11 protein-coding genes are annotated in these 13,572 nt (G+C 62.9%); 9 read left to right on the top strand and 2 right to left on the bottom strand.

What is annotated here, in order from left to right; all coding sequences use genetic code 11:
- Nucleotides 1–347: 347 nt before the first annotated feature.
- Complete coding sequence (locus CVV68_RS03250; RefSeq protein ID WP_110499565.1) at nt 348–1,187, bottom strand: RCC1 domain-containing protein; 840 nt, start codon at nt 1,185–1,187, stop codon at nt 348–350.
- A gap of 136 nt (nt 1,188–1,323) precedes the next feature.
- On the opposite strand from CVV68_RS03250, the gene CVV68_RS03245 reads away from it, so the two are divergent.
- Nucleotides 1,324–1,716, top strand: a complete 393-nt coding sequence (locus tag CVV68_RS03245) for a DUF2510 domain-containing protein (protein ID WP_110499564.1) — start codon at nt 1,324–1,326, stop codon at nt 1,714–1,716.
- 261 nt (nt 1,717–1,977) lie between these two features.
- The gene (locus tag CVV68_RS03240; RefSeq protein WP_110499563.1) at nt 1,978–2,460 is read left to right on the top strand and encodes a methyltransferase family protein; all 483 of its coding nucleotides are present in this window, start codon (nt 1,978–1,980) and stop codon (nt 2,458–2,460) included.
- 13 nt (nt 2,461–2,473) lie between these two features.
- On the opposite strand, the gene CVV68_RS03235 is transcribed toward CVV68_RS03240, so the two are convergent.
- Complete coding sequence (locus CVV68_RS03235) at nt 2,474–2,866, bottom strand: VOC family protein (protein ID WP_110499562.1); 393 nt, start codon at nt 2,864–2,866, stop codon at nt 2,474–2,476.
- 120 nt (nt 2,867–2,986) lie between these two features.
- Here CVV68_RS03235 and CVV68_RS03230 point away from each other — a divergent pair, with 120 nt between their 5' ends.
- The 7 genes from CVV68_RS03230 to CVV68_RS03200 all read left to right on the top strand — a co-directional run bounded on the left by CVV68_RS03230 (nt 2,987) and on the right by CVV68_RS03200 (nt 13,534).
- Nucleotides 2,987–3,523, top strand: a complete 537-nt coding sequence (locus CVV68_RS03230; protein WP_110499561.1) for a DinB family protein — start codon at nt 2,987–2,989, stop codon at nt 3,521–3,523.
- A gap of 156 nt (nt 3,524–3,679) precedes the next feature.
- Nucleotides 3,680–5,470: an ABC transporter family substrate-binding protein gene (locus CVV68_RS03225; RefSeq protein WP_110499560.1), complete on the top strand. Its 1,791-nt coding sequence runs from the start codon at nt 3,680–3,682 to the stop codon at nt 5,468–5,470.
- 308 nt (nt 5,471–5,778) lie between these two features.
- Nucleotides 5,779–7,695, top strand: coding sequence for a translational GTPase TypA (gene typA, locus CVV68_RS03220; protein ID WP_110499559.1), 1,917 nt, complete (start codon nt 5,779–5,781; stop codon nt 7,693–7,695).
- A gap of 231 nt (nt 7,696–7,926) precedes the next feature.
- Nucleotides 7,927–9,564: a peptide ABC transporter substrate-binding protein gene (locus CVV68_RS03215; RefSeq protein ID WP_110499558.1), complete on the top strand. Its 1,638-nt coding sequence runs from the start codon at nt 7,927–7,929 to the stop codon at nt 9,562–9,564.
- A 202-nt stretch (nt 9,565–9,766) separates the two neighbouring features.
- Nucleotides 9,767–10,693: an ABC transporter permease gene (locus tag CVV68_RS03210; RefSeq protein ID WP_110499557.1), complete on the top strand. Its 927-nt coding sequence runs from the start codon at nt 9,767–9,769 to the stop codon at nt 10,691–10,693.
- On the top strand, nt 10,686–11,699 hold the full coding sequence (locus CVV68_RS03205; RefSeq protein ID WP_110499556.1) for an ABC transporter permease: 1,014 nt from the start codon (nt 10,686–10,688) through the stop codon (nt 11,697–11,699). The genes CVV68_RS03210 and CVV68_RS03205 overlap by 8 nt, the downstream gene beginning before the upstream one ends.
- A gap of 5 nt (nt 11,700–11,704) precedes the next feature.
- Nucleotides 11,705–13,534, top strand: coding sequence for a dipeptide ABC transporter ATP-binding protein (locus CVV68_RS03200; protein ID WP_110499642.1), 1,830 nt, complete (start codon nt 11,705–11,707; stop codon nt 13,532–13,534).
- Nucleotides 13,535–13,572: the final 38 nt, after the last annotated feature.

Below are 13,572 nucleotides of genomic sequence, written 5' to 3'. Positions count from 1 at the left end.
AAGGACCGCGACAGATGCACCGATGGCAATCACGATTGGCATCACTACAGGCGAGACAGCAAGAGTGGGCCACCGTCCCACGAGAGCTTCCATTTCGGACATGCCGGTTGATGTAGAAGTCGCTGTTCTCACCGGCCCAACGCGTCATGGTGTTGTATGCAGGTTCGCTGCACGATGAGAAAGGAGCTCCGCGCATACCCAGGACTTTGACCGGGCGCGAACCATGCCCGATGCCCGTCCGCACGGGGTTCCTCCGCGGACGGCTACAAATTAATAAGCCATTGACAAGTTGCTCACCAGCAGGGGCTCAGCTGAGTTGCGTGGCACCGTCTGATTGCGCGTTCGGTTCAGCCCCGAAACAGCTGCCAAGTGCTTACCTCGCACTGCTTGTCAGCATTGTTACCAGTCGCCACTACGGTACCGTCGGCGAGCAGCCCAAGCGAATGCGTAGACCCCGCGGCGATGGCCACGACTCCGTTCCACGCTTCCACACTGCACTGCCCGAACTGATTGTGGCCGGCAGCGCGCACCGTTCCATCATGGAGAAGTGCCATGGTGTGATAGCTGCCTGCCGCCACAGCTGTGACGGCGCTCCATGACGTGACCTCACACTGACCCCACGCGTTCTCTCCGGTGGCGACCACTTTCCCATCGTCCCGCAGCCCAACAGTGTGGAGGTATCCGGCCGAGATCCCGACTAGTCTCCGCCACTGACCGACGTTGCATTGGCCGCGCGGGTTGTTGCCGGTGGCAAGGGCCGCGCCGTCCCACTGGATAGCGACAGAGTGCCAGTCACCACACGCAATCGAGATGACTTCTTGCCACGCGCTCACCTCGCATTGGCCTTCCGAGTTGCGCCCGGTGGCCACTGTGGTTCCGTCTGTTCGAAGCCCGAGGGTTGTTCTCCACCCTGCGGCGATGGCGGCGATTTCGCTCCAATCGGCAACGTTGCTCTGCCCATCACTGTCCCATCTAGTAGCTATGACGGTTTGGTCGGCTCGAAGCCCTATGGTGTGCGAACGACCCGTATTACGTGCCGAGTGCACGTTTCCGGCAGCGACGGCGATGATGCCCGACCAAGTCAATACGTCGCACTCGCCAGCCCGGCTATAGCCGGTGGCCACCACGGTCCCGTCGCCGCGGCACGCCACAGAGTGTCGCCGGCCAGCTGCTAGTACGCCCGCCATGTGATCTCCTTCCGCAGGTCTCGGCACCTCATATTATGTCCGCTCCGGCCTGATGCGCCGTTGACTGCCTTTGATGGGGATCCTGCACCGGGTATGCCACTATTTCTAGTCAGAGAATCTAATGAGAGGCGATGACGTGACAACGGACACCCAGGCAGGCTGGTACGACGACGGCTTCGGAGCAATGCGATGGTGGGACGGCAAGCATTGGACGGAACAAGTGCAGCCGCCAGCACCGCCGGCTGGCGGACTCGCTGGGGCGATCAACATGACCGGGGCCGAAGCCGTAGCCGGAGGCCATCTCCGTCCAGCCCCCGCAGCCATGAGCTACGTGGTCATTCAAGTCATCCTCAAGGAGAAGCTGTGGGGCACGGGTTCCGGAAACCTCCCGGAACTTGAAAAGACAATTAATGCCCAGGCCACCCTCGGATATCGTCTCCACACCATTTCAACGGCAGTGTCCGGAAGCAGGGGGCTCGGCGGCGGCGACCGCATTCAGGCCACGATGGTCTTCGAGCGACTGCCCTAACCGGACCAGCGGAACAGACGGCAACAGCTGCGGAAGAGGTCCTCACCTAGTTTTAGTCCCGGAGTGGCGTGGGGACAGAAGTTCGACGTCGGACTCCGGGGGCAGGCGATTTTGCTCGCCTTCACTGACCTAATTCCCGGTTGGCCAGAGATCGGGCCACCACTATCAACCCACTAATTTCCGTGCGCGCCCTTGCGTTCAGGAGGGAGCAGAGTCCTAGGCTGATGGTGAAGCCGCGTTTCAACGTCCCTGAGGAACACCATGAGCAAGCATGAAGGCATCCCCGTTCCGCCTGTGGCCATGGCGGCTGCAGTGGCAACACAACGATTGACGCGGAAGGGCCAGAAGGCGCGCAGGGTTCGCCGAGCAGCCGCGGCTGCCCTGGCGGCCGGGTCTGCAAGCATGCTGCTGGCCACGCTCGTCGCATTCCTCCGACGAGGCACCACCCTTGATCCCACAGCTCCGGCAAATGCCTCGGTGCTTGTCACGGGCGGCAGTAATGGCATTTCACGCAATCCCATGTACGTTGGCCTGGCAGGAATGTTGCTTGCGCATGCAGTGAGTAGGGGGTCCTGGCGGGCGCTGCTGCCAGTTGGCGGCTTTGTCCTGGTGATGGACCGTTTCCAGATTGCCAGCGAGGAACAGGCACTCCGAATACGTTTCGGTGACGAGTACCTGCGCTACTGTGCCAGTACTCCGCGGTGGCTTGACCGCCGCTCACTGAACGTCATTAAATGGCGCTGACCGCGCTAGGCACCTAGACCTCTGCCTGCTCCCCCTCAGCCAGTGCCCGCAGCACGCAGAACTCATTCCCCTCAGGGTCCGCCATAACCACCCACGTGACACCAGCACCCTGACCGATGTCCACGCGGCGGGCACCCAGCGCTTCCAACCGCGCCACCTCCGCTGCCTGGTCGTCGGGGCGCAGGTCCAAGTGGAGCCTGTTTTTCACCGACTTGGACTCTGGCACGCGCAGGAACAAGATGTCAGGGAGAACGCCAGCCTCCGGACTTCCGGCGGCTGGCTGCAAACCGATTTCGTCTGGGTCGTCGTCCTCGATGATCTGCCAGCCAAGGGCCTGCGCCCAGAAGCGGGAAGTCTCGACGGGTGTGGTCGAGTCGAAGGAAATGTTCTCTAGTCGGAAGGTCATGCACGCATTCTGCCGCCAAAGCGGGCCGCTGGCCACCCCCGGGATAGGCCGGACCCGGAAATCAACGCCCCACCGCCTACTTCGACGGGAAGGGATACCTCGTTGTGGCAGAGTTTCCCCATGGATACCCCCACCTACCGCACGCCCGAAGTCCCCGACGTCAGAACTGGCCCATCGTTCATGGCCGGCGAACGCGAGTCATTGGAAGCCTGGCTGGAGTTCTACCGCGAGACCCTTCCCCTCAAGGTTGGTGGACTGACCGCCGGTCAACTTTGCCAGCCGGCCGTTCCGCCGTCCACCATGACGATCGCGGGGATTGTCCGGCACCTGACCGACGTCGAACGTTACTGGTTTTCCAACGTTGCGGCAGGCAGCGACCAGCCAGCCCGCTACCGGGCCGTGGACCGCGACGCCGACTTCACCGCGTACAGCGAGGCCACGGCTCTGGCCGATGTCGCGGCCTACACCGAGGAGCTCCGCCAGGTCCGGCGCTTGGCAGCCGAGGTTGCGGACCTCAATGCCCCGCTGGCAGGGCTCCGGCACGGGCAGGAGCTGAACCTGCGCTGGGTGTATACGCACATGATTGAGGAATATGCACGGCACCTGGGCCACGTGGACCTGCTGCGCGAATGCATCGACGGCACCACCGGCTACTGACGTTCGCCGCCGGCCACCCACCACGTGCAGGCCACGCCTAACCCTGCCAGCCTGGCCGGCGCCCTGCGGTAGTCTGTCACACAGGCTTAATCCCCGCCGCGGCACCTTGCCCGCGGTCCGGGAAGCCCATGACGAAGCGAAGAAACTGGAGGTGGAATGCGCGCCGGACGCATTTCAAAGGCATTCGCCCTGGCCCTGGCCGCAGTATTGGCCCTGGGTGCGTGCACGGGAACGCCGCCCGAGCCGAAGGATTCCACGGCTGCAGCCACGGCAGCCGCCGGCGGCAATGTCAGGGTAGTTGAGGCGGCGCCCTTCACGTCCTTCAATACCGGCAGTACCACCGGGCAGAGCGCCACGAATGCCCGGATCGACTACGCCACGCACTCGGGATTCAACTACGTGGACAGTGACCTCAAGCTCGTTAAAAATGAGAAATTTGGCAAGTACCAGAAGGTCTCCGACAACCCGCTGACCATCAAATACACCATCAACGACGGCGTCCAGTGGTCCGACGGCGCACCCGTCACGGCCGCGGACCTCCTCCTCCAGTGGGCAGCCGCCTCGGGCTTCTACAACGACGCAACGCTGGATGCGAACTTCAAGGTGGTCAAGGGAAGCGCCTACTTCAACTATGCCGGGGACACCACCGGGCTGTCCCAGACGTCCATGCCCGAAATTGGCGACAACGGCACCTCGCTGACCCTGACCTACACCAAGCCGTTCTCCGACTGGGAAACCGCGCTGGGCTCAACCGTGAGCATCCCGGCACACATCGTGGCGGTCCGTGCGGGCCTCAAGGACGCCAACGCCCTGGCAGCGCTGTTGCAGGGGATCCCCAAGGGCGACCCCGCGGCTCCGGCCCGGCCAAATGCGGAGCTCCGCAAGGTGGCCGACTTTTGGAACACCGGCTTTGACACGAAGTCCATGCCCGATCCCTCCCTGGCCCTGTCCAACGGCCCCTACCTCGTCAAGGGCATCACCGCCGGCAAGGAGCTGGTGCTCACACGCAACGTCGACTACTCATGGGGCACGGTGCCCACCCTGGACACCGTCACGGTCCACTACGATGCCAAGGCGGACGGGCAGATCGCGGCCCTGAAGGCAAAAACCGCGGACGTCGCTTCGCCTCCGGCGACGGAGGAAACCCTGGCCACTTTGGCTGAATTGAAATCCGGCGGTGTCCAAACCCAGGTCGGCAACACCCTCGGCTTTGACCAGGCGCTGCTCAACTTCAAGGGGGTCTTTGCCAAGCCGGACATCCGCACGGCGTTCCTGAAGACCGTGCCCCGCCAGGACATTGTCGACGCCGCAGCCGTTCAGCTGAACCCGAACGCCAGTGTGCTCAACTCGTTTGTGTTCCGGGCCGTCCAGACGCCCTACAAGGAGTCGGCCAGCAGCAATGGAAGCTCCGGCTTTGCGAAGGCGGACATCCCCCAAGCCACGGAACTGCTCGCCGGGGCCAAGCCCACCATCAGGATTCTCTACAACAAGGACGATCCCGTGCGGGCCAAGGAGTTCGCCCTGATCACCGCTTCCGCGGAACTGGCCGGCTTCAGCGTCACCGACGCGGGAAAGAGTGCCGGCCAGTGGCTGTCCGCGCTCAAGGCAGGCGCGTTCGACGTCGCCCTGTACGGCTGGACCAGCAACCCCACCGGTTCCGAGCAGGTGCCCCAGATCTTCCGCACCGGGGCGGTTTCCAACCTGAACAATTTCTCCAACACCGTGGTTGACCAGCTGACCGAACAGCTTGCCCAGGAACCGGATGATGCCAAGCAGAACGCCCTGAAAATGCAGATCGACAAGCTGGTGTTCGGGGCAGGCTACGGACTGCCGCTGTTCCAGCGCAGCGGCCTTGCCGCAAACGGCCCGCACGTAAACGGCGTGAAGTATTCTCCGGTCGCCGTCGGCGTGTGGTGGAACGTGTGGGATTGGAAATACGTCAAGTAGGTTGCGCCCCGAGCCCGCCCGGTCCCTCCAGGGAGCCCCGCAGGGTACGACGGCGGCAGGTGAGTTTGGTCACGGAACCGGCCTGCCGCCGTCGTGCTTTGAGGGGAAAATGCCCCTTGCGGCCGGGATCCGCCGGCCGGGGTGTGACGAAAACCTGGCCGTCATGCGATAAAGTGACTAGGCCGGAATTGGCACTACGTCTAGAATGGTGTTATCTGCCGATAATCACGGCCAAACATAAATGTGACTTTCTGCCGTCGCCCCACTTCGGGCCTGCAGCCGGGCCCAACTGAAACGAGTCTTCACGCATGAGCGATACTTCCCTCAACACTGCCTCGCGCAATGACCTGCGCAACGTCGCCATTGTGGCGCACGTTGACCATGGCAAGACCACCCTGGTCGACGCCATGCTCAAGCAGACGCACTCATTTGCCGAGCATAGCAATGTTGCCGAACGCGCCATGGATACCGGAGACCTGGAGCGCGAAAAAGGCATCACCATTTTGGCCAAGAACACCACGGTTGCCTACAACGGACCGTCCGCTGATGGCCAGGTCATGACCATCAACGTCATTGACACCCCCGGCCACGCGGACTTCGGTGGCGAGGTCGAGCGTGGCCTGTCCATGGTGGACGGCGTGGTGCTCCTCGTTGACGCCTCCGAGGGCCCCCTGCCCCAGACCCGTTTTGTGCTGCGCAAGGCGCTGGCCGCCAAGCTGCCCGTAATCCTGCTCGTCAACAAGACCGACCGCCCCGATGCGCGCATCGACGAGGTCGTTGCCGAGTCCATGGACCTGCTCCTGGGCTTGGCTTCCGACATGGCTGACGAAGTTCCGGACCTGGACCTCGACGCCGTCCTGAACGTCCCGGTCGTCTACGCCTCCGGCAAGCTGGGCCGCGCCTCCCTGACGCAGCCGGAAAACGGCGCCGCCCCGGACAACGAGGACCTTGAGCCGCTGTTCAAGACGATCGTGGACCACATTCCCGCCCCGCGCTACAACCCCGAGGGTGTCCTGCAGGCGCACGTGACCAACCTTGACGCTTCCCCGTTCCTGGGCCGCCTGGCACTGCTGCGCATTTTCAACGGCACCCTGCGCAAGGGCCAGACAGTTGCCTGGTGCCGCCACGACGGAACCATCAAACCCGTCAAGATCACCGAACTGCTGGCCACCCAGGCCCTGACCCGCGTTCCTGCCGAATCCGCAGGCCCCGGCGAAATCGTCGCCGTCGCCGGTATCGAGGACATCACCATTGGTGAAACCCTCACCGACTTGGAAAACCCGCAGCCGCTGCCGCTGATCACGGTTGACCCGCCGGCCATCTCCATGACCATCGGTATCAACACCTCCCCGATCGCCGGCCGCGTCAAGGGCCACAAGGTCACCGCCCGCCAGGTCAAGGACCGCCTTGACAAGGAACTGGTGGGTAACGTCTCGCTGAAGGTTCTCCCCACCGAGCGCCCCGACGCTTGGGAAGTTCAGGGCCGTGGCGAGCTGGCACTGGCCATTCTTGTGGAGCAGATGCGCCGCGAAGGTTTCGAGCTGACCGTCGGCAAGCCGCAGGTTGTGACCAAGCAGGTCGACGGCAAGACCCACGAGCCCATGGAGCACATGACCATCGACGTCCCCGAGGAATACCTCGGCTCCGTGACGCAGCTGATGGCCGCACGCAAGGGCCGTATGGTCAACATGGCCAACCACGGCACCGGCTGGTGCCGCATGGAATTCATCGTTCCGGCCCGTGGCCTGATCGGTTTCCGCACCCGCTTCATGACCGACACCCGCGGTGCCGGCATTGGAGCGTCCATCTCCGAAGGCTACGAGCCGTGGGCCGGCCCCATCGAGTACCGCACCAACGGTTCGATCGTGGCTGACCGTTCTGGCGTGGTCACCCCGTTCGCGATGATCAAGCTCCAGGAACGCATGAACTTCTTCGTGCAGCCCACCTCCGAGGTCTACGAGGGCATGATCGTTGGCGAGAACTCACGCGCCGATGACATGGACGTGAACATCACCAAGGAAAAGCAGCTCACCAACATGCGTGCTGCTTCCTCGGACACCTTTGAGAACATGACCCCGCCGCGCAACCTCACGCTGGAAGAGTCCCTCGAATTCGCCCGCGAAGACGAGTGTGTCGAGGTGACTCCGGAGTCCATCCGCATCCGCAAGCTCATCCTGGACGCTTCCGAGCGCGCCAAGGCCTTCCGCAGCCGCGCCAAGGCGTAAGCAACCAATACCTGCAATTGCCGGCAGCCCGTCCCCTCTCTGAGGAGGCGGGCTGCCGGCCTTTAAGGTTTCATCTCGGTAAAGATCTGGGCGTGATGTGCTTTGGATTACTTGCTGGTAACCAATTCCGGGTAGCCTTGACCGGTATGAGTTGAGACACGTTGACGTTCAAAGGCGAACCAGCTGTTTGATGGTTTCAGCTCGAATCCATTTCATAACCAAGGAGGCGGAATGCGTTTCTCGCGCACTTCCAAAGCACTGGGCGTGGCAGCTGTACTTGCCATGTCCCTCACCGCATGCGGTGGCACATCCGGCGGCGGCAACTCTGCCGGCGGCGGCAACACCAGCAAGGCGATCACCGCCAACAGCACCGAGCCGCAAAACGGACTGCTGCCCGCCAACACCAACGAAGTTGGTGGCGGCCGCGTCATGGACCTGCTCTTCTCCGGTCTGGTCAGCTACGACGCCAAGGGCAAGATCGTCAACGAACTGGCACAGTCCATTGAGACCAAGGACTCCCAGAACTACACCATCAAGATCAAGTCCGGCGAGACGTTCAGCGACGGCTCACCGATCACGGCAAAGAACTTTGTGGATGCCTGGAACTTCGGTGCAGCCGCCAAGAACACACAGCTGAACAGCTACTTCTTCGAGTCCATCAAGGGCTACGACAAGGTCAGCGCCGAAAAGTCCACCCTGGACACCATGGAAGGGCTGAAGGTTGTGGATGACACCACCTTCACCGTTGAGCTGGCCGCGCCCGAATCCGACTTCCCGCTGCGCCTTGGCTACACGGCGTTCTACCCGCTGCCGGAGTCCGCGTACAAGGACACGAAGGCATTCGGCGAGAACCCGGTCGGCGACGGCCCCTACAAGCTGGCGGCTGACGGCTGGAAGCACAACGTTTCCGTTACCCTGGTCCCCAACGAGAAGTACAAGGGACCGCGCAAGGCCAAAAACGGTGGTGTGACGTTCAAGCTGTACAACAGCCCGGACGCCGCCTACACGGACGTGCAGTCCGACAACCTGGATGTCCTTGACCAGGTGCCGCCGAGCGGACTGCAGAACTTCAAGACGGACTTCAAGGACCGTTTTGTCAACCAGCCGTACGCCGGCAACGCCACCATGACGATCCCAAGCTACCTCCCTGAGTTCAAGGGTGAAGCCGGCATGATGCGCCGCCAGGCAATCTCGATGTCGATCAACCGCCAGCAGATCATCGACAAGATCTTCTACGGTAACAAGAAGCCTGCTGTCGACTTCACCTCGCCCGTATTGGACGGCTATGACGCCAACCTGCCCGGCAGCGATGTCCTGAAGTTCAACGCGGCCAAGGCCAAGGAACTGTGGGCCGCGGCCGACAAGATCAGCCCGTGGCCGGCCGGCAAGGTCTTCACCATCACGTCCAATATTGATGGCGCCGGCAACAAGGAATACATCACGGCCATGGCCAACCAGATTGCCACCACCCTGGGAATCAAGGCTCAGCTGAACCCGATCGCCACGTTCAAGCAGATGCGCGACCTGGTAAACAAGAAGGCGCTCACCGGCGCTTCCCGCGCCGGCTGGCAGGCCGACTACCCGTCCCTGTACAACTTCCTCGGCCCGCTGTACGGCACCGGGGCAGGGTCCAACGACGGCGACTACTCCAGCGCTGCCTTTGACGCGAAGCTGAAGGAAGGCCTGTCGGCCAAGAGTGTTGAAGAGGGCAACAAGATCTTCAACCAGTCCCAGGAAATCCTGCTCAAGGACCTGCCGGTCGTACCGCTGTGGTACCAGGCAGTCCAGGGCGTGTGGAGCAACAACGTCAACACAGTGCAGTTCGGCTGGAACGGCGTTCCGCTGTACTACGAAATTACCGCTAAGTAACTTTCCTAGTACTTTGGCATGAATGGGGGACCCGGCCTAGGTGCCGGGTCCCCTTTTACTGTCTGAACCATGCACTCCTGTGTTACTTTTCGTACTGGAGGCGTAGCGGCGATCCCGCAAGTCCTCCAGTGCCGTCCACTACTTGAACAGGTAATTTCATGAACGATTTGCGTTTCGGGATCCGGGGAGGGGTGACGCCACAATGGTGATGTTCACTCTCCGCCGCTTTCTGCAGCTGATTCCCGTCTTTTTTGGGGCCACGCTGCTGGTGTATTTCCTTGTCTTTGCAACCCCCGGAGATCCCATTGCGGCCCTGTCCGGCGGCAAGCCGATGGCCCCGGCCGTCGAAGCGGCACTCCGGGCCCAATACAACCTGGACCAGCCATTCTGGGTCCAGTACGGCCTGTACCTGAAGAACCTGGTGACGCTCAACCTCGGGCAGACGTTCTCCGGCCAAGCAGTCTCCGACGTCATCGGCCGCGCCTACCCCGTCACCGCCCGGCTGGCCGTCATGGCCCTGGCCTTCGAAGCCATCTTCGGTGTCTTTTTCGGGGTCATCGCCGGGCTGCGCAAGGGCAAGCTGTTTGACAGCACCGTCCTTGTCGCATCCCTCGTGGTCATCGCCGTCCCCGTCTTCGTCCTGGGCTTCGTGCTGCAGCTCGTGGTTGGCGTCCAGCTCGGGTGGGCCAAGCCCACGGTCAGCGGGGCTGCGCCGCTGAACGAATTGGTCCTGCCCGCCCTCGTGCTGGGGCTCGTGTCCCTGGCCTACGTCATCAGGCTCACGCGTGCCTCCGTCAGTGAGAACATGAGCGCCGACTACGTGCGCACGGCAACGGCCAAGGGCCTGAGCCGCCGGCGAGTCGTAGTGGTGCACATCCTGCGCAACTCGCTCATCCCTGTTGTCACCTTCCTCGGCGCGGACCTCGGCTCCCTCATGGGCGGGGCCATTGTCACCGAAGGCATCTTCAACGTCCCCGGCATCGGCAACCTGCTGTACAAGGCCATCCAAAACGGGGAAACCCCCACAGTCGTGGCGGTTGTCGGCATCCTGGTCATCGTCTTTGTGGTGGCCAACCTCGTCGTGGACCTCTTGTACGCCTGGCTCGACCCAAGGATTCGCTATGTCTGAGAAACTGACACCTGATACTGACCTGACCAAGCCGGTAATCCCGGCGGCGCGCCAGGGAAAAAAGTCCAGTCGCGTCATTGAACACTTTGTGGCCCCGTTGGAGGACACGCCACTGGCAGCGATCGACAACGTGGATGAAACCGCGGCCCCGCTGAGCCTGTGGGCGGAAGCATGGCGGAACCTGCGCAAGCAGCCGCTCTTCCTCATTTCGGCCCTGCTGATCGTGGTGGTGCTGGTCGTGGCCTTCTTCCCGCAATGGTTCGCCAGCGTTGACCCCACCAGCTGCACCTTGGACAATTCAGCCGAGGGAGCCCGCGCGGGCCACCCGATGGGCTTCACCCTGCAGGGGTGTGACGTGTATTCACGCATGATCTACGGCACGCGCGCCTCCCTCATGGTTGGTGTGTTCACCACGATCGGTGTGCTCATCATTGGCGGCATCATGGGCGCCCTGGCCGGCTTCTACGGCGGCTGGATCGATGCCATCCTGGCCCGACTGGGCGACATCTTCTTCGCCCTGCCGCTGATCCTCGGCGCCATCGTCATGATGCAGCTGCCCGCCTTCCGCGACAACCGCAGCGTGTGGACGGTGGTCCTGGTGCTGGTCATCTTCGGTTGGCCGCAAATTGCCCGCATCACCCGCGGTGCCGTCATTGAAAACCGCAATGCGGACTTTGTGACCGCCGCGAAGGCACTGGGATTGTCCCGCTTCAGCGCACTGGTGCGCCACGTGGTGCCGAACTCGCTGGCACCCATCATCGTGGTGGCCAGCATCTCACTGGGGACGTTCATCGTTGCAGAGGCCACGCTGTCATTCCTGGGCATCGGGCTGCCGGACACCATCATGTCCTGGGGCAATGACATTGCCAACGCCCAGCCCCAAGTGCGCAACAATCCCGCCGTGCTGCTGTGGCCCGCCGTGGCACTGTCCATCACTGTCCTGAGCTTCATCATGCTCGGTGACGCCCTGCGTGATGCGCTCGACCCCAAAGCAAGGAAGCGGTGACGGCCATGTCAAATCATGAAAAAGGCAAGTCTGTTTCATCCTCAGCACCCCGCAACGACGATGCGCCGCTTCTTGAAATCCGGGATTTGGCCATCACCTTTGATACGCAGAACGGGCCAGTCAACGCGGTGCGCAACGCACACCTGACCATCCTGCCCGGCGAGACGGTGGCCATTGTGGGCGAGTCCGGCTCCGGCAAATCCACCACAGCGCTGGCCGCCATCGGTCTGCTGCCCTCCAACGGGCGGGTCAGCGGCGGGCGGATCATCTTTGACGGCGAGGACATCACCAATGCCAGCGCCAAGAGGATCATTGAGCTCCGCGGAAACTCCATCGGCATGGTCCCCCAGGACCCGATGTCCAATCTCAACCCGGTCTGGAAGATCGGTTTCCAGGTCAAGGAGACGCTCAAGGCCAACGGCCTGGACGGTGCCAACTCCAAGGAGCGCGTTGCGGAGGTGCTGAGCGAGGCCGGGCTGCCCGATGCAGCAGCCCGCGCCAAGCAATACCCGCACGAGTTCTCCGGCGGCATGCGCCAACGTGCCTTGATCGCGATTGGCCTTGCCTGCCGGCCGCGCCTGCTCATTGCAGACGAACCAACGTCCGCCCTGGATGTGACCGTGCAGCGACAGATCCTGGACCACCTGGATCGGATGACCACGGAGCTGGGCACGGCCGTGCTTCTCATTACGCACGACCTCGGCCTCGCCGCGGAGCGTGCCGAGAAGCTGGTGGTCATGTACAAGGGCCAGGTGGTGGAGTCAGGCCCGGCACTTGAGATCCTGCGCAACCCGCAGCACCCGTATACGCAGCGCCTGGTCAACTCAGCTCCGTCGCTGGCATCCCGCCGCCTGCAGTCGCAGAAGGCCAAGGACGCACTGGCTGCGGCCGTCGAGGACCTCGATGATCCGGCCGACGCCGCGTACACTGGCGAGGCTCCCATGCGAGCCGGGCACACGGCGTCGTCCATCCCCGCCGCTGCCGCGCAGCCCGTCAAGGCCGCCCGGCCCGCCAAGGACGGGGAACGCAAGGGGGCGCAGGCGGGCGAGACCATCTTGGAGATCAAGAACCTCACCAAGGTCTTCAAGCTCCGCGGTGCCCTCGGAAAGACCACGGACTTCAAGGCCGTGGATGATGTTTCCATCAGCGTCCCGCGCGGAACCACCATGGCGATCGTTGGCGAGTCCGGCTCGGGCAAGTCCACCGTGGCGCAGATGGCGCTGAGCCTGCTGGCGCCCACGGAGGGCAGCATTCTCTTTGACGGTGTGGAGGTGAACACGCTTAAGGGGAAGGCGCTCTTTGACTTCCGCCGCCGTGTGCAGCCCATCTTCCAGGACCCGTACGGCTCCCTTGACCCGATGTTCAACATCTACCGCACCATCGAGGAACCGCTGAAGATCCACAAGATCGGCAATGCGAAGTCCCGGGAGAAGAAGGTGCGCGAACTGTTGGACCAGGTGTCCATGCCTGCCTCCACCATGCACCGCTTCCCGAACGAGCTCTCCGGCGGCCAGCGCCAGCGCATCGCCATCGCGCGTGCCCTGGCGCTGAACCCGGACGTGATCATCTGTGACGAGGCCGTGTCCGCGTTGGACGTGCTGGTGCAGGCGCAGGTGCTGAACCTGCTCAACGAACTGCAGGAGGACCTGGGCTTGACGTACCTGTTCATCACGCACGACCTCGCCGTGGTCCGCCAGATCGCCGATCACGTCACGGTCATGCAGAGTGGGCGCGTGGTGGAGGCTTCCTCCACGGATGACGTGTTCAGCAACCCGAAGCAGGTTTACACGCAGGAACTGCTCAACGCCATTCCCGGGGCCGCACTCCTGGTCTAGCGGACAGCAACTGCAATTGCGGCACCAAGGGCCGGCGC

Origin of the sequence: Arthrobacter livingstonensis, assembly GCF_003219815.1 — a bacterium.
GTDB lineage: Bacteria > Actinomycetota > Actinomycetes > Actinomycetales > Micrococcaceae > Specibacter > Specibacter livingstonensis.
The sequence above is the reverse complement of the archived record's forward strand: the minus strand, read 5'-3'. Positions and strand labels throughout refer to the sequence as shown.